The sequence below is a fragment of the Nitrincola alkalisediminis genome (genome assembly GCF_009821115.1).
Taxonomy (GTDB): Bacteria; Pseudomonadota; Gammaproteobacteria; order Pseudomonadales; family Balneatricaceae; genus Nitrincola; species Nitrincola alkalisediminis.
Genome location: NZ_VYTY01000004.1, coordinates 105,151 through 120,814, shown reverse-complemented (window position 1 = coordinate 120,814; position 15,664 = coordinate 105,151). Strand labels below are relative to the sequence as shown.

The 15,664-nt window shown below is 50.2% G+C and carries 16 protein-coding genes; 1 reads left to right on the top strand and 15 read right to left on the bottom strand.

Annotated features, from left to right (window positions below; genetic code table 11):
• Positions 1-37 precede the first annotated feature (37 nt).
• The 8 genes from F5971_RS08260 to F5971_RS08225 all read right to left on the bottom strand — a co-directional run bounded on the left by F5971_RS08260 (position 38) and on the right by F5971_RS08225 (position 9,309).
• Positions 38-1,138, bottom strand: a complete 1,101-nt coding sequence (locus tag F5971_RS08260; RefSeq protein WP_193494700.1) for a malate dehydrogenase — start codon at positions 1,136-1,138, stop codon at positions 38-40.
• Between the two features lie 229 nt (positions 1,139-1,367).
• Entirely contained in the window at positions 1,368-2,429 is a 1,062-nt protein-coding gene (locus tag F5971_RS08255; protein WP_193494699.1) for a porin, read from the bottom strand.
• Between the two features lie 338 nt (positions 2,430-2,767).
• Complete coding sequence (locus F5971_RS08250; protein WP_193494698.1) at positions 2,768-3,280, bottom strand: hypothetical protein; 513 nt, start codon at positions 3,278-3,280, stop codon at positions 2,768-2,770.
• Positions 3,277-4,314, bottom strand: coding sequence for a DUF6402 family protein (locus F5971_RS08245; protein WP_193494697.1), 1,038 nt, complete (start codon positions 4,312-4,314; stop codon positions 3,277-3,279). The genes F5971_RS08250 and F5971_RS08245 overlap by 4 nt, the downstream gene beginning before the upstream one ends.
• 309 nt (positions 4,315-4,623) lie before the next feature.
• On the bottom strand, positions 4,624-6,027 hold the full coding sequence (locus F5971_RS08240) for an ABC transporter ATP-binding protein (RefSeq protein ID WP_193494696.1): 1,404 nt from the start codon (positions 6,025-6,027) through the stop codon (positions 4,624-4,626).
• Positions 6,024-6,821, bottom strand: a complete 798-nt coding sequence (locus F5971_RS08235) for an ABC transporter permease (protein ID WP_193494695.1) — start codon at positions 6,819-6,821, stop codon at positions 6,024-6,026. Before F5971_RS08235 ends, F5971_RS08240 begins: the two co-directional genes overlap by 4 nt.
• Positions 6,818-7,753 (bottom strand): ABC transporter permease, encoded by a 936-nt coding sequence (locus F5971_RS08230; RefSeq protein ID WP_036511045.1) that lies wholly within the window; start codon positions 7,751-7,753, stop codon positions 6,818-6,820. Before F5971_RS08230 ends, F5971_RS08235 begins: the two co-directional genes overlap by 4 nt.
• Positions 7,753-9,309 carry an ABC transporter substrate-binding protein gene (locus F5971_RS08225; protein ID WP_193494694.1) on the bottom strand — a complete coding sequence of 519 codons (1,557 nt, stop codon included), beginning with the start codon at positions 9,307-9,309 and terminating at the stop codon, positions 7,753-7,755. Before F5971_RS08225 ends, F5971_RS08230 begins: the two co-directional genes overlap by 1 nt.
• Before the next feature lie 193 nt (positions 9,310-9,502).
• Here F5971_RS08225 and F5971_RS08220 point away from each other — a divergent pair, with 193 nt between their 5' ends.
• Positions 9,503-10,810 carry an NAD(P)/FAD-dependent oxidoreductase gene (locus F5971_RS08220; protein ID WP_036511043.1) on the top strand — a complete coding sequence of 436 codons (1,308 nt, stop codon included), beginning with the start codon at positions 9,503-9,505 and terminating at the stop codon, positions 10,808-10,810.
• A gap of 1 nt (position 10,811) precedes the next feature.
• Here F5971_RS08220 and fdxB read toward each other — a convergent pair whose 3' ends face one another.
• Genes fdxB through nifE form a run of 7 tightly spaced genes read right to left on the bottom strand, consistent with a single transcriptional unit; the run spans position 10,812 to position 15,628 of the window.
• Positions 10,812-11,087, bottom strand: coding sequence for a ferredoxin III, nif-specific (gene fdxB, locus F5971_RS08215; protein WP_193494693.1), 276 nt, complete (start codon positions 11,085-11,087; stop codon positions 10,812-10,814).
• A complete protein-coding gene (locus F5971_RS08210) occupies positions 11,084-11,308 on the bottom strand; it encodes a CCE_0567 family metalloprotein (protein ID WP_193494692.1) in 225 nt (74 codons plus the stop codon). The genes fdxB and F5971_RS08210 overlap by 4 nt, the downstream gene beginning before the upstream one ends.
• A 24-nt stretch (positions 11,309-11,332) precedes the next feature.
• Positions 11,333-11,791, bottom strand: coding sequence for a NifX-associated nitrogen fixation protein (locus F5971_RS08205; RefSeq protein WP_193494691.1), 459 nt, complete (start codon positions 11,789-11,791; stop codon positions 11,333-11,335).
• Positions 11,788-12,330, bottom strand: coding sequence for a SoxR reducing system RseC family protein (locus tag F5971_RS08200; protein ID WP_193494690.1), 543 nt, complete (start codon positions 12,328-12,330; stop codon positions 11,788-11,790). Before F5971_RS08200 ends, F5971_RS08205 begins: the two co-directional genes overlap by 4 nt.
• On the bottom strand, positions 12,324-12,818 hold the full coding sequence (locus F5971_RS08195) for a NifB/NifX family molybdenum-iron cluster-binding protein (RefSeq protein WP_193494689.1): 495 nt from the start codon (positions 12,816-12,818) through the stop codon (positions 12,324-12,326). The genes F5971_RS08200 and F5971_RS08195 overlap by 7 nt, the downstream gene beginning before the upstream one ends.
• Positions 12,796-14,235 (bottom strand): nitrogenase iron-molybdenum cofactor biosynthesis protein NifN, encoded by a 1,440-nt coding sequence (gene nifN / locus F5971_RS08190; RefSeq protein ID WP_193494688.1) that lies wholly within the window; start codon positions 14,233-14,235, stop codon positions 12,796-12,798. Before nifN ends, F5971_RS08195 begins: the two co-directional genes overlap by 23 nt.
• Positions 14,228-15,628 carry a nitrogenase iron-molybdenum cofactor biosynthesis protein NifE gene (gene nifE / locus F5971_RS08185; RefSeq protein WP_193494687.1) on the bottom strand — a complete coding sequence of 467 codons (1,401 nt, stop codon included), beginning with the start codon at positions 15,626-15,628 and terminating at the stop codon, positions 14,228-14,230. The genes nifN and nifE overlap by 8 nt, the downstream gene beginning before the upstream one ends.
• Positions 15,629-15,664: the final 36 nt, after the last annotated feature.

The following is a 15,664-nucleotide window of genomic DNA, read 5'->3' as shown; positions in this document are numbered from 1 at the left end:
CTCTGTATCGCTGTTCCGACCTGTTCAAGTTTAAACGTTACAGCACACGATTTGTCGTGAGATACTTAGACGATGCTTGAGGTCCAGTGCCATCCGCGTAGAGCGTAACGCCCGAGCGTAAGCAAATCGATAGGTCTTCATGAGAAGCCGCTGTGGCTGTCGGTAACAGGTGATTCACAGCACTTTTTTCATCCAAAAGCTCCTGTTCAGTCAGACTCATCTGCTGCTGCCCCCACTCGTTAATTTCCAAGCCTTTAACAATCTGGTAGCGACCATAATCACACCTGACCGGGAAAGAATAAACGATCCCCTTCTGGATACCATAGCTACCGTCACTGAAAATCCCCATACTGACGATCTCACCAGGTGAGGTGCCCAAAACCCAATCATGCATATGATCGACAATCGCCTGAGCGGCAGAGGCTGCACTTGACTGCCCTCGCGCTGCAATGATCTCACCACCGCGTTGCTGTACCTTAGGAATATAGACACTGCGGTACCATTCCTCAGAGATTTGCTGCATTGCAGGCTCATCCAGAATCGTCGCATGGTGCAGGTCTGGATATTGAGTAGTCGAGTGATTGCCCCAGACCACAATACGACTGATATTCTTGGGGTTAGCGCCGGTGTGATTGGCAAGAATCCCCTTGGCACGGTTATGATCAAGACGTGTCAATGCCGTAAACTGCGAAGGACTTAACTTGGGCGCGTTTCGACTGGCAATCAGCGCATTGGTATTGGCGGGGTTACCGACCACCAGAATTTTGACATCGCGGTTGGCAAAATCATTCAGGGCCTTGCCTTGGCGCGCAAAAATTTCGGCATTCATCTCTAATAGATCCCTACGCTCCATACCAGGACCACGAGGATACGCGCCGATCAACAGTGCGTAGTGGATATTCTCAAAGCCCTCTTCGACATTGTCATGCAGGGTAATGGTATGCAGCAGAGGAAAAGCACAATCTTCAAGCTCCATCGCGATGCCACGCAAGGCCTCCATACGGCCAGGCACCTCTATTAGTTGCATGATGACAGGCTGGTCAGTTCCCATCATCTCGCCACTGGCAATTTTGAATAACAGATTATTACTGATAGCGCCGGCTGCGCCAGTTACTGCAATGCGTATAGGACGTCTCATACCAATACCTTAGTCTAATAAAATGAATCAAAAAATCAGCTTAGACCAGATTGTCAAATAGATGAAGGATATACAGAGTAATTTGCTCTATATGGGGAAAATTCGGTAGCGGGTGTCGCTTTTGAAAATCTCCAGAACCCACGACGGTACTAAAAGGATAAAGGCACAACCACATAATGAAGGGGGGGAAGTTATGTGGGCCGTGCCTTTATATGTTTCCTGTCACCACTTACCAGCTAAACACCGCACCCACTGCAAAGGTATCCGTGTTATCTGTTTGAGTACCTTTGGCTTTGTGTACAGTGTACTCACCGACTAGCTTCAGGTTGCTGTTTAAACTGTAAAACAGTGCGCCACCGCGAAGGTTGTTCTTGGTGCCGTTTTTGTTGTCGGTTAAGCCATACGACAACACGCCCTTGGCTTTGCCGTACTCATATGAAAGTTGTGTGAGATAGCCTGAGGTTTTATCGGCTGACGTCAGATTATTGCTGGCAAATGCGGCACTAATGCCTTTCTGGTTAAATCCAGATGCAGTGAAGGCCAATCCCTCGTAGGAAACTCGTGCGCCATAAGCTGCGCCACGTGAACTCACGTCATCGGTCTTGCCTGCCGCCGCACTTAACCAGGTCATTAAACCCAGACCATTCATATCCAGCGCATAGGTCAACTCTGTTTCAAATCGCGGTTTAGAACTGTTGCGTCCTGACTCATTATTGGGGTCCAGAATACCCGCCGCCAGTTTCAGGCCATTAAAATCAGGGGTGCGATAGGTAATCTGAGCATTTGGGTTCGCGTAGGGATAACCCGTTGTGATGTTGCCGAAGGTCGTCCCGCTCGTGCCCTGAGGGGCTAAACCAACCCCCATCAGCAGTTCATCATTAAAAATATTGCTGCGTGCATAAAGACCAAAGTCTTTACCAAACAAAACTTGACCAAAATCACCATCCACCGTGGCATAGAACTGACGAACATCAATACCGTTGTCCGTTTTTTTATCGTCACTGTTCACATCATTAATGGTGACCCAAAAAGAGGAACGTGCACCCAGTGTTAGCCCGTCCAACTCTTTTCCGGCATTAAACCCGATATAGTTCGGCAAAAAACCCATGCGAACGCGAGAGGTCTCTTTATTTCCTTGATCTTGGTAGGTATAAAAAGCGTTCAAAAAACCATCGGCCGAGAAGGTCGTGCCGTCTTGATCGTACAGCGTAATGCCGGCATTGGCATGACCAACGCACACCGCTGAAACTAAGGTCGGAAGTAACGCTTTAAGTATGTTCTTATTTTTCATAAAAGCCCTCGATAGCTGGATAAATCACTCGTCAAGAATTCAACGCTGTGTGATTATCAAGGGCTTTTAGTTTAGGTAACATTCAACCCAAGTCGTTAATTCCATTGCCTTTTGCCTATTCGGCTTAAGTGTTAGTCCGTCTCATCAGTAAGCGTTACGACCCAATCTTTAGTACTAGATGGGTTGGGCTATTCAAAGCAAGAAGTGTCCTAGTGAATCCGCGTCCGTTGCGAATTGGAATGTCTCCATTTTTCAAAAATAATCAGAGAAAAACATCAATCTATCCCTACTTAATTTAGCTCTTTAGCACAGACGCTTTTGCAGAGAGTAAATCTGTTTTATCGGACAATCATCTCTGCAAACTCGGCATCTTGCATACCTTTATTCCGCACTGCCAACCACGCATGGATTCTACGCCAAGTCGATACTGGTAACGAAACTTCGAACAACTCATCAGCTCCTGCCCAGCCATTCCAAAACCCTGTCACAACAACATTATTTTCGCTGTGACAGCGCTCCATCGATTCTCCGCATAGCCACGCTGCTCCATCACCAGTTGACTCCCAATCTCTGGGCATTGGGATAAAAGCATAGACATGCTTGCCAGTTGCATCTGTCAGCAGGAAGTAACTTCTTGCACCTCCTTTAAGGCGATTTTCTTCGGAAATATAAACCGACCCTACCCTGTACTGACCATCAGGGGAATAACTCATATAGGCTTTTCCGCCATCAAAGCTAGGTGTATTTGATACCCACAAGGCCATATCCAAGGGGAGTAATACAACGATAAGGACCAACCCCCATTTGAGCCAGCGCAGCCATTTAACTTTATGAGTACTAAGCTTACTCACAGAGACACCTCGACACTTAAATTCACTGGGACTCGCTTGATATCGGAAAACAACAAATAATCACCACCTCGCCCATGAGTACTTTGGTAATGACGAAAATCACTGTTATTGATGGGTTGCATAAAATCACGATAGCGTAGGCTGAAACCCCAGTATCGCCATTCACGGTCAGCATTTTCAAAGTATTGACCAATCCGTGGCACCCGACCAAGCATATCGATAACAGGATCTTTTACCAATCCGGCTAAATTAAAGGCTAAGCCTTTAAAGCTCCAATGCCCGAGGTATTGAGCGTCTATAAAGTCATAGGTGTCACGGGCATATACGGCAATCTCCGAGACGGAAAGTGTATAACGATTAGATCCAAGCGATTGAATTTGTCCCCTATTTACTGCCGCATTGACTGTAAAGCGCCCCAGAGCTCCGTAAAGATCGTCCATGTCACTAGGACGACCATAACCCACCATAGAACGCTGAAACTGCCAGAAGGAGTGCGCTTCAATCACATCTCTATTCCCGACCCGTGCAGTGCCACTTCTGTCTATTAATCGTAGTAGAATTCCATCGGCACTCAGTCGTTCTCTCAGTCTTTCCTCTAACACTTTTTTAGCTAACGGCGTTTGTAACGTTGAAAGAAGTTTTTGTTCAGCTTCTCCAACCCGTGAAAACTGATTCAACCAACTCCAGCGAATCAATTCTGTGTCTACATGACATTGTACGGCATTGGGTTTTGTATCACCTCGTTTATCGTTGACATGCATCCCGTGAGCTGGCAGTTCAAACCACTTTTCCATGACCCTAGCCGCAACAGGCCAGCTTAACTGCCGCCGCATCACGTTTGGAATATTGCAAATACTGAACTCTCCTGGCTTCGAGTTACAAGCAATAGGCGCCATAGCGGTCAAGCCGGGACTGCTGGATATGCCAATAGGAGGCAGATTCAATCGGCCATGAGCACCAAGACGAACATGATTAGTTGGTAGAAGATCTTCAATATAAAGGGTTCTTCCTGATGGATGACGGTATTGAGTCATAGGTTACTCCTGCGTTCCTTTACAGAGTGAGATCCTAGGTACAGCAGGAGTGTGTAGTGCAGATGCTATGCGAATAAGTGGAATAACCACACGCAACGTCCTTATCCTTGGATGCTTAAACAAATCGATTTGTATTGCGTCAAACACTTGTATGGTAAATGATGAATTTCAGGCTTTCCAGCTATTTTTACGCCTCTCTCTTAACCAGATGAATAAAAAGCCATTGAAATAAAAGGCTATCTCTCCAGCTTGTAGACAGTAAGCGTTGCAACCGAACCTGTAAGTACTAGCAGCCTGTCGGACAAGCTGCTAGATGGGTTGGGCGATCCGAATCACCTGGTCACAGACTTTTTCGACCAGAATAGGGTCATGACTGACCAACACCAATGCGCACCCTTCTTCACGCGCGATCTCGACCAGTAACTCCATGATTCGTTGAGCACTGATTAAGTCCAAGCGTGAGGTAGGCTCATCTGCAAAGAGCAATACGGGCTTTAGCAGCAGAATGCGCAGCAAAGCGATGCGCTGCAACTCACCTCCAGAGACTTCAAGAGCGGTTCTAGACAGCAATCCTTCGGACAACTTCAAACGTGCCATCAGACGTGGAATCTGGGCTGCATCTAAACCATGTAAATTAATCACTTCGTGCAATAAACGCCCCAGCGGAATGTGGGGGGCAAATGCAGCTGGGGGATCCTGATACAGCTTGAGTAATTGATGGCGTTTGTATCGCTCCGCGAAGCGAATCCGGCCTTGATCGGGTTGCAAATGGCCCAGTAAAAGATCGCCTAACGAGCTTTTACCCGTGCCACTGTCTCCGACAATGCCAAGGATTTCTCCGGCATGCAGCTGAAATGAAAGATCACTAAACAAACGATTTCCACCTCGACTCAACGCCACCTTCTCCAGCGTCACAATCGGCTCCGCGCTGGATTGAGTTCGTGCCGATACTTTGTTCCAGCTGCTGGGCTCAGCGGCGAGTAACTGTCGTGTATAGTCCGCTTGCGGATGGGCCAAAATCGTGGCGGCATCGCCCTGCTCAACCACCTGCCCTTGGCACATAACAATCAGCTCGCCACCGAGTTGACGCGCGACATCAACATCGTGAGTGATGGTGAGCAAACTTCCGTTGACGAGCCGCGATTGCAACAAGGCAACGATCTGATCACGACGCGAATAATCTAAACCCTTGGTCGGCTCATCCGCAAGAATGAGATCGCCACCGGCCGCCGTGGCGGCTAAAAACGCCAAGCGTTGCGCCATTCCACCCGACAACTGACTGGGAATTTTATCCTTCGCAGCTGCAAGCCCCATCTCCGTCAATGCCTGACTTGCCTTTTCTTGAGCTTGCTCCTCTTCTAAGCCTCCAACCAGCTCAAAAACCTCGGCCACTTGCTGCTGACTTTTCATCACAGGGTCTAGCGCATGCCAAGGCTCTTGCGGCAGCATGGCCAACGCTCGCCCCCACAGCGCTTGACGCTTTGCTTTCGGCAGGGTTAGTAAGGGCTGTCCTTCATACAAAATCTCGCCTTTCAGGGTCATTTCGTCGGGTAAAAGCCCCATAATGGCTTGCGCCAATAGACTTTTCCCAGACCCCGTTTGCCCTAAGATCGTCAACGGCATGCCTGGCATTAGACGTAACGAAAGCGACTCGACCAAGCACTGTTTTCCGACAAAAATCGACAGTTCTTTCACTTCTATACTGGGCGTCATTTCGCTTTTCCTGCCAACAAGTTAAACCCAAGCACCAACATAAAAATGGCGACAAGGGGCTGAGCAATAATCCAAGGCGCTTCATCGAAGTAAGGTAAGAGCTCGACCACCATCAAACCCAACTCCGCCACCGGCGGTTGTAAACCGACATAGACAAAGCCAATCGATGCCAAGGCAAGAATCGAGTTAGCCGCTCCAAATGCAGCAAGGGTGAGTACAGAGGATTGGACACTTGGCCAAATATGGCGCTTAAACAGATAAAAACGCCCAAAACCCAATTGCCGCGAAGCCTCCATTTGCGGACTGCTCACCGCGACTCGGGTAAGCGCTCTCACCACTCGGTAGTATTCGAGCCATAGCACCAAGGAAATGGCAAAATACAGCATCACAAACGAACCCGGCATGATGGCGGCCAGCAACAGGACTAAAATCAACCCCGGCAAGGCCATTAGGATATTCACAACCCAATTTAATAGGCTATCCACCCAGCCCCCGTACCAGCCCGCCAACACCCCCAAGAAAGAGCCGAGCAACACCGATGTCAGCACACAAAAGAAGCTCAATAAAAAGGACAAACGTATCGCCGAGCCCATGCGAGCCATCATGCTACGTCCAAACTGATCGGTACCCAACCATTCTTGAGCATTCGGCATCATCAAATAATTGGCAAGATTTTGGGTTGCATAATGACCTGAGTGCAGCCACCCTTCCAATACCGCAAAGATCAAGAGGCTGAGTATCAGCGCCAATCCCAACCATTGAGAGGAGCGTAAACGAAGCGTAACAGGACTCATTGTAAACGCCCTCTTGGATCCAATTGATAACAGGCAATATCAATCACCGTGTTTAAACACACAAAAATCAGCCCCATCATTAACGCCGTGCCTTGAATCATCGGTACATCGCGCGAAAAAATAGCATGAGCCAAGCCATGCCCAATACCCGGCCACGAAAACAACGACTCGACCATCACAATTCCTTCAATCAACCCCACCAACTGAATCCCCATAAACGCCACTACAGGAACTGACAGGTTACGCAAACCATGTCGAGTAAAGGTTTGGGATGCAGACAAGCCCTTCACCCGAGCGAAGGTATAAAAAGAGGAGTGGATAACACGATGCGTACTGTCGCGAATCACACGACTGGAAACCGAGGCTAAAACCAAGGCCAATGCCAGAGCCGGCAAGACTATGTGAGCGGGTGTGCCAAAGCCTGCAACCGGAAAAATTCGCCAATTCACCGCAAACAGCAAAATTAATAACAAGCCGATAACAAACACAGGTTGTGCACGCAACACAGCAGACAGAATCAAGAGGCATCGATCAAACAGCCCCCCCACTCGCATACCCGACAGAATGCCCAAGGGCAACGCAATCATCGCCGACACGAGAATCGCGACGAAGGCCAGGCCTAACGAGTGTCCAAGCTGATGTTGTACTTCATGTATCACAGGTGCTCCGCTGATCAGCGAGGTTCCCAGATTCAACTGCACTAAATCCCAAAGCCAATTCACATAGGCCAACCAAGGTGATGACTCTAGATTCAGCTCTTGCCGAACCAACTCAGCGGCCTCAGCCGTCACATTGTCCTGACCGTAGCGGCCCGCCGCGATACGATATGCCATATCACCCGGCAGGGTTCGCATAAAAATAAAGGTTAGGGTCCCTACACCCCAAGCCACCATCACCGCCTGAATCAGGCGGTTGAGGAGAATTGACTTCATTACTTAGACAGCTCCATCTCGTTCACGTAATAATTACGCTCAAAGGGATCAAAGCGAAAGTGTTTAACTCGCGTATTCACCGCTGTCTGCTGAGTGTAAAACGTCACAGGGATTAGAGGTAATTCCTGAGCTAACACCTCAGCGACACGTTGCGATTTCTGCAGATACGCGTCCGTATCCTGTTCAACTTTTAAAGAAGTGATCAACTCAACCACTTCAGGGTTTTGCCAGTTCATCGCTCCCCAATCACCGCCACCAAGCTGACCAAAATCCGCAATCATCACCCCCAATGGATCTGCAATAAATCCGTAGTTACGTGCAATCAACGCCATTTCTAAACTGCCATCTTGATGGCCAGATGGAATTGCACTGGAGTTTGTTACTTCAACCTTCACTTCTACACCCAGCTCGGCTAACTGCGCTTGAATGGCCGTTGCCACCGTGGTTAACTCGGGACGGTCAGCATAGGTAATGAGCTTAAGACTAAAGCGCTCTCCCTCGCGCACCAACACGCCATCGGCACCGGCCTGCCAACCTAACTCAGTCAATAATGCTTTTGCCCTTTGTAAATCGCGCGCGGCTGGCGGTAAGTCTTGGCGATGCCAAGCGGCCAGTGATGAGGGCACCAATTGATTGGCCTCAGAGCCCGGCACACGTAAAATCGCATTGGCGATACCCGTTCGATCTAAGGCTAAACTTAATGCCTGACGGGCATCTATATGATCAAGAAACGGATGACCGCTGTTCAGTTTAATCAGAATGCTGCGCGGAATAAGATCCGAGTGCAGGGTTAAATGACGCTCACGATTCAGGCTATTCATGCTTGCAGGATCGAGTGTGAGCGTGATATCGGCTTGGCCACTGCGTGCTTGCAAGCTTCGGCTCTCGCCGCGATGCCCTGTCAAATACTCTGCGTACTCAATTGACGCCACCTGCCCCCAATAGCCATCAAAACGCTTTACAACAACTTTATGGGGGGGCTGAACGGTGTCTATTTGATACGGACCCGTCGCGAGCAATTGGTCAACGTGCCCCTCACTGTTATAAGCCTTGGGTGAAATAATCATTGTCGAGTAATGCGCCAATACCGCTGGGAGAAGGTTGTAAGGCTGCTCTAAGGTGATCTGCAGCGTTTGATCTGAGAGAGCCGATAACGACGCGATTGGCACTTGAGACAAAGGTCCATGTTTTTTTAACGCCTGCTCGATGCTGTTCAACACCGCGCTTGCATCCAGAGACTGTCCATCATGAAACACAACACCGTCACGCACCTTAAATTGCCAAATCAGACCGCTAGTATCAACGTCCCAAGACTCGGCCAGTCCTGGCAATAAGCGCCCATCCGGAGCGACATCGACTAGGGTTTCTGCAACTTGCATTCGTGTGAATAAATACCCCTGCTGCGAAGGCTCTTGGCTGGTAAATTCAAAGGGACCGCCAATCGACAGAGTATTCGCCTTCGTTGGACCTTGTGCAAAGGTATGTGCCGATACAAAAACAGCGCCAGACACGAGTAACGCAAGGCAACTTTTAACCAAAAAGCGTTGAGTTTTCATGCAGTTTTCCTTATTTAAAGAAACAAGAATCATTAATAATTGATATAATATAACATTCTAAAGACTCGAGTCGATGTCTCTTTTACCGCAGTCGCAAAAAACTAACCGCAAGTCGCATTAAATGAATACCGATCGACAGTGTTATTCCTGATAAAGAAGAGGATAATGTTTTTATTTTGAAGAGAGGTTAGCCATGTCTGATCGTCGAATCTTCGATAAACATGTCGTGATTGTTGGCGGTGGTGCAGGTGGATTGGAACTTGCCACCCGCTTGGGCCGTAAATACGCCCGCAAGGGATTACTGGTCACGCTTGTCGATGAAGACCCCACCCATATTTGGAAACCCTTATTGCATGAGGTTGCCACAGGCTCACTTGATCCGGGCATTGATGAACTCAGCTATCGAGCCCAAGCCCGCAGTGCACGTTTCAAATTCCAGATAGGCCGCTTAGAAAGTATCGACCGCTCACAAAAAACACTCAACCTAGCGGCCGTCAAAGGGATTGATGGCGAAGTTGTCCTCCCCGTTCGCACCCTTAACTATGACTACCTTGTGCTTGCCGTGGGCAGTCAGACTCATGACTTTGGTATCGACGGGGTTCGTGATCACTGTGCATTCCTGGACAATCGTTATCAGGCTGAGCGCTTTCACCATCATCTTCTGGAGGCATGGCTTCGCGCCAGCTCCGAATCCGAGGGACATTTACGCATCGCCATCGTGGGGGCCGGTGCGACGGGCGTGGAGCTTTCTGCCGAGATTTTTAACACGGCCAAAGAACTGAGCGCCTATGGTTTATCCAAGCTGAATCGCAGCCAATTGGAAGTCACGCTGATTGAAGCAGGGCCTCGCATTCTTGTTGCATTGCCTGAACGTCTTTCAAGCGCTGCACATTTTGAGTTGGAAAAACTGGGAGTCAAAATCAAAACCAGCACACAAGTTGCCTCAGTCACGGCCACTCACCTCATTACGCAATCCGGTGAGGAAATTCAAGCCGATCTAAAAGTCTGGGCCGCTGGCATCAAGGCACCTGACTTGTTAAAAACGCTCGATGGCTTAGAGGTGAATGGCCGCAATCAATTGCTTGTCCACCCCGATTTGCGCACAACACTCGACCCAAGTATTTTCGCGATCGGTGACTGTGCCGCGTGCTTGATGCCGGACGGAAAAAGCCTTGTGCCCCCTCGTGCTCAAGCAGCGCATCAAATGGCCAGTTTTGTCTTTAAACACTTTCGAAAAGTGCTTGAAGGTACAGAGGTTCCGGCCTACCAATACAAAGATTACGGATCAATGGTCTCCCTAAGTCAATACTCCACAGTGGGGAGCTTGATGGGGAACCTGAGTAAAGGCAGCATGATGGTCGAAGGACGTATTGCACGTATTGTGTATGTATCCTTGTATCGACTTCATCAATTGGCCCTCTATGGCTTCTTTAAAACGGCCTTAGTGACCTTGGTGGATCGTATTAATCGTGTGATACGGCCACGTTTAAAGCTGCATTAATTTAATCTAAGGCTCTGGCTTCATGGGTATGGCATTTTTTGGGGCATACCCTGGCGCAGGAGCCACAACCAATACAATCAGCGGCATTGGCAATCACCATGATGCTGACCACATCATCTGCATCATCATCGGGTTCGCGCTCGTCTAGCGTGAACACATCACGTGGGCAGACTTTGTAGCAGCGTCCACAGCCAATGCAGGTCTCTTCGTTCAGATGAATGACAAACTCAGGTATCCAAGTGCTGCCACCACGGGTTAAGCCCGTAATCGGATTCATGACCGGAGCTCCTCTGCTTGCTGGGCTTGCTCCAGGGTTTGACGAAGCAGATCCCACTCTTCACAGGCAACATAGGTTGCTGCAGCAAGCGTGGGTAATTTAGCATAGGCAGCGGGCAGCCCATCTTCGACCAAATCGTGCAGCTCCATTGCCTGTTCACCAGCGATACGTCGTGCTCGGCGCAGTTGTTTTTCCAGTGCTTTGATCTCTTTATCGTTCATTGTCAGGTGTCCTCTTTGCTCGTTTCAGGCGGCGGCCGCGTCTGGGTGCTGTCGGATAATACTCAAGGCTGCGTTAACCAAGGTATCGGCTTGTTCACATAACCCGTCCATCGATTCAAACCCGAAACGATGAACATCACGCAGAGAGCGATCCAGCACAAGGAGCTTGCCAACGCTGATGATGACACGGCCAAAGCCTTCGTGTGACAGACTGAACAGTGGAGTCGCCATGCTGCCGCAACCCGCCTCGATCCGCATGGCAATCGCGCTGTAATAGGCTTTCAAACGTGCGAGTATCTCTTCATCTGGATCGCCGATGATTGGCATTTCACGTCTTTGTGCTTTAGTGACGATATACGGCTGCAGCAACTCAAAAGGACTCAGCTGCTCATGGACACCATAGCTGTCAAACGCACGTGTCTGACGGATCATCTCAGCAATAAACGGGTGGTCAGGCCAGGTCGTTTCAGTCGTTGGGTTCATGGTCTTTCTCCTGCAGGTCGGGGGGTGGCATTTAAGAGGTTAGCATTTAAGGGATGAGCCTCTAAGGGATTCGCATCTAAAGGACTCGCATCTATCAGGGTATGCTTCGTCGGATCCCCCAAAGGGTTGATATTGGTATCGGGGTCTATCGGGGGTGTCATCAAGTGAACCCTTGGCGGCTTGTGTAAGGCAATCTGGCGACTGATCAGTATGCCCATGACTAGGCCCACCCCGCATCCGATGGCCGTGGCAACGTTGCCCCAAAACGATGCCAATACCGCCGTGATGATCATCATGATGCAGGGCAAACTGTAGACCAGCAAAGCGATGCGCAGCAGTTCGCCTTCTTCAATATGGGCTTGAACGCATTGCCCTTCTAGCCAGACATGTTCGGATGCTGGCAGGCTCAACAGCTGAGTGCGGCGACGTCCGGAGCAGAGTCTGTTAACGCCACACGCCTTACAGGACTCAAGGCACTCAGCCTGCATCAACAATCGACCGTCGTCTGAACGCACAATCCGGCCTTGAGAGGTCAACATGATGGCCCATCCTCTGTCCAGCCTTCGGCAAGCATGGCCGTAAAGCATTCATCAGACGGGACCGCGTTTTCCTGCTGGCGCAGAGCACGTGTTAACCAGACCGGCGCAGACAAAGGCCAAGACTCGATCAGTTGTTTAAGCAGATCTTCAATCAACACTCCCTGCTCTACTTTCAGTGGCTGTACCCCTGCGGCCAGGAGCTGTCGGATGGCAGAGGCCCCTACGGCATTGCAGTAGACGGCTGCACACCCCTGCAGGAGTTTAACTTTGGCGTCGAGCTTACCTTCCTGCTGGTCCTTTAGGGTGTCATTGCCGGAAAACTCAGCGATTTCAGCCACGCGATACTCCACAGCACTGATGCTGTAAATGACAAACGCCTCCGCTGCACCAAAATGCTGATTCACATGGCATCGATCACTACTGGCAAAAGCAATGTGCAATCGACGGGTATCGGACTTGGCTGAATCAATCAGCTTCAAATGCCGCATGGCTCACCTCCCTGGTTATGGAGTGATGTGTCTGCGTCGTTTTCTGAGTGGTATCGGCGCGATAGACTGTGCTGGCATAGATAGAGACGTAGGGCTTGATGGCGTGCTGATGCCCCTGCTCCAGCAACTCATTGGCCAGTCGCGTCAGAGTATTGCGAGTCCCTCGGTAACCGATCCAGAGCTGGTGCTGTGCCCCCAGACGATCATAGACTGGCCAGCCTGCTCGAACGAGCGGAATATGGAGTCTACTGGCAGTTTCGGCTGCATGGGCATTACTGATCAAGAGTTGTGCTTGATGCGTGCGTGCTGCGTGTTCCAGATCCTCTAAATCACCAATAAAGACTTCGTTAACGGGCAAATCCGACAACAATGGGGCATTGTGTGGGCTGACAGCCGCCACAACCTCCCCTCCCATACTGACCAACAACTGGCTGAGCGAAAGCAACAGATCTGGATCTGCCGCAACCGCATAGCGTGCAAATCCCAGCATAAAGTGGGTATCCAGCATACTGTCTTGCAGTTGACTGCGCTCGCGTTCTAATCGGCTGGACACTGCCTGCCCACTGAGCTGATGAAGCGTCTCCACCAGCCTATCCATGGCCTCTAATCCCATCAGGCTATCAAAACGGTAATCCTCAACGCCAGTCCGCTGGTGTAGCAGGTTGGCGGCTTTATGCAATGATCGACCTATAACGAGGGTGGCACGGGCCTTACCCAATGTGGCAAACGCATCGACGGGAGTGCCGCCAATGGTGACGGGTGTAAAGTCATCCTCCGTTAAGTGACCGTCCAATGCATCACCCACGTCGGGAAGTATGACGGGCTCCAGGGAGAAACGTTCGACCAGATCACGCAGATACTCCAAATCCGCGGCTGTCAGCATCGAGGACACCAGCACATTGATTTGCTTTGGGTTTTCTCCTGCATGACCTGCATCATCAGGGACGAGCCGGTCGATCAGGGCTTCAACCGCAAGTGCATAGCCACTTTCCAGACCACCGCTATAATCGGGCGTTACTATTGGAATAATCGGTGTCGAGGTGTATTCAGGGAATTGTTGATAGAAGCGTGTCACCAGCCCTTGGATATCACTGCCTTGGGTTTCCGATAAGCCCGTCGTGGGGATGCCAATTAGAGCGGGGTGGCGTTTTTCAATCAAGGTACGCAATCCCTGAAACACATTGTCATCCGCCCCCATAACGGTGGTTGTCTGGTCCATAGCGGTGGTTTGCAACGGAATAGGCTCACGAAAATGACGCACAAAAAACACCTTGGCAAACGCACTGCACCCCTGTGAACCGTGCAGCATTGGTAACGCGTGACGTATGCCCAACAAGGCCAACACAGCACCTGTTGGCTGACTCACCTTGAGTGGACTCACCGCAAGCGGTTTATGTCGCTTAATAATCTTAGCCATGTTGAACTCCTTTAGCCGACCTGTGCCAAGGGGCTGGGCTTCTCACGGACGACCAAATTGGCGATTCCAGCGTTAATGAAAGCTGACGAGCCAGCTCCAGCATGCCGTCATAACCGGCATAGCCAAACTCGCGTTCTTGGTTAATGTCTAGAAAAGGAATGCGAGCCTTCAATGCGGTATACATATTCCGGCCCCCGGCAATCAGCATATCGGCACGGTAATCGCGAAGGGTATCCAGCAAGGCACGAGGGCTGCCATCGTCCAGCATCCGAGCATTCTCTCCCATGATTTCGCGGATGCGCTGTTTGTCCTCTTCAGTGGATTTCTTTGTACCGGTTGCCACCACATCTATCCCTAAATCCTGTAAAGCCGACACAATCGACCAGGATTTCACTCCTCCGGTGTACAGCAGTACGCGCTTACCCTTTAATCTTTCCCGCCAGGGAGCTAGCAGAGTGTGGATACGTACCTCTTCCCGCGCGATAAGCGCCTCTGTGCGTTGGCTTAAATCAGAATCGTTGAGTAAGCGAGCTAGACTTCGCAGTGCCTCTGACGTGTCTTCAACCCCGTAGAAACTGCCCTCAAACCAAGGAATTCCATAACGTTCCTGCAGTTTGCGCGCAACATTTAACAGAGCCTTTGCACACACCACCATATTCACTTGAGCACGGTGCATGGTTTGCACTTGATGAAAGCGAGCATCGCCAGACAAAGTACAAAGGATGCGCAGACCCAGCTCATCAAGCAATGGCTGCACCTGCCAAAATTCGCCAGCAATGTTGTATTCACCAATCAAGTTGATGTCATGCACGCGAATACCGGGACGTTGGCTCTCTGCAGCGATGGGCTCTGGTTCAGCCGTACCGATGACATATTTAAACATGGCCTCACCGGCCAAACGATTGCCCAAGTTTTTGGTGCCGTAAAATCCAGCCGAATCCACTGGGACAACTGGCACCCCAAAATGGGTACTGGCCGCCCGACAAACGGCCTCAAAGTCATCCCCAATTAATGCTGGCACACAGGTGTTGTACACAAACACAGCAGCAGGTGAGTAATCCTTGATGGCTTGGGCAATGCTGTGAAAAAGACGCTTTTCGCCCTGCCCCATGATCACATCCTGCTCCGTTAAATCCGTGGTCATGCCAATCCGATAAAGGGTTGGGCCGGAGGAACGCGTACCGCGATTATCCCAAGAGCTGCCAGCACAGGCGATGGGACCGTGGACGATGTGCGCAACATCCGCAATAGGAAGCAAGGCGATCTGGGCTCCATCAAAAGCACACCCCCCATCAGACGCGCCAGGTTTGGGCGGTGTGCAGCCACTTTTTGCTTTGGTGTTGTGGCTGCAAGCGGGCTCATCCAGTAAGGCTGCCAGTTGTTTTGCCTGCATAGTTGCATCCTCTTTCTATTACGATGGCTGTCGCTG

Excerpts from the sequence above, each read along its gene's own strand:
- F5971_RS08210 (WP_193494692.1), bottom strand. The coding sequence starts at position 11,308 with ATGAACGATAAAGAGATCAAAGCACTGGAAAAACAACTGCGCCGAGCA.
- F5971_RS08260 (WP_193494700.1), bottom strand. The coding sequence starts at position 1,138 with ATGAGACGTCCTATACGCATTGCAGTAACTGGCGCAGCCGGCGCTATC.
- F5971_RS08225 (WP_193494694.1), bottom strand. The coding sequence starts at position 9,309 with ATGAAAACTCAACGCTTTTTGGTTAAAAGTTGCCTTGCGTTACTCGTG.
- F5971_RS08205 (WP_193494691.1), bottom strand. The coding sequence starts at position 11,791 with ATGAACCCAACGACTGAAACGACCTGGCCTGACCACCCGTTTATTGCT.
- F5971_RS08240 (WP_193494696.1), bottom strand. The coding sequence starts at position 6,027 with ATGACGCCCAGTATAGAAGTGAAAGAACTGTCGATTTTTGTCGGAAAA.
- F5971_RS08195 (WP_193494689.1), bottom strand. The coding sequence starts at position 12,818 with ATGCGGCATTTGAAGCTGATTGATTCAGCCAAGTCCGATACCCGTCGA.
- F5971_RS08220 (WP_036511043.1), top strand. The coding sequence starts at position 9,503 with ATGTCTGATCGTCGAATCTTCGATAAACATGTCGTGATTGTTGGCGGT.
- F5971_RS08200 (WP_193494690.1), bottom strand. The coding sequence starts at position 12,330 with ATGTTGACCTCTCAAGGCCGGATTGTGCGTTCAGACGACGGTCGATTG.
- fdxB (WP_193494693.1), bottom strand. The coding sequence starts at position 11,087 with ATGAATCCGATTACGGGCTTAACCCGTGGTGGCAGCACTTGGATACCT.
- nifE (WP_193494687.1), bottom strand. The coding sequence starts at position 15,628 with ATGCAGGCAAAACAACTGGCAGCCTTACTGGATGAGCCCGCTTGCAGC.
- F5971_RS08245 (WP_193494697.1), bottom strand. The coding sequence starts at position 4,314 with ATGACTCAATACCGTCATCCATCAGGAAGAACCCTTTATATTGAAGAT.
- nifN (WP_193494688.1), bottom strand. The coding sequence starts at position 14,235 with ATGGCTAAGATTATTAAGCGACATAAACCGCTTGCGGTGAGTCCACTC.
- F5971_RS08230 (WP_036511045.1), bottom strand. The coding sequence starts at position 7,753 with ATGAAGTCAATTCTCCTCAACCGCCTGATTCAGGCGGTGATGGTGGCT.
- F5971_RS08255 (WP_193494699.1), bottom strand. The coding sequence starts at position 2,429 with ATGAAAAATAAGAACATACTTAAAGCGTTACTTCCGACCTTAGTTTCA.
- F5971_RS08235 (WP_193494695.1), bottom strand. The coding sequence starts at position 6,821 with ATGAGTCCTGTTACGCTTCGTTTACGCTCCTCTCAATGGTTGGGATTG.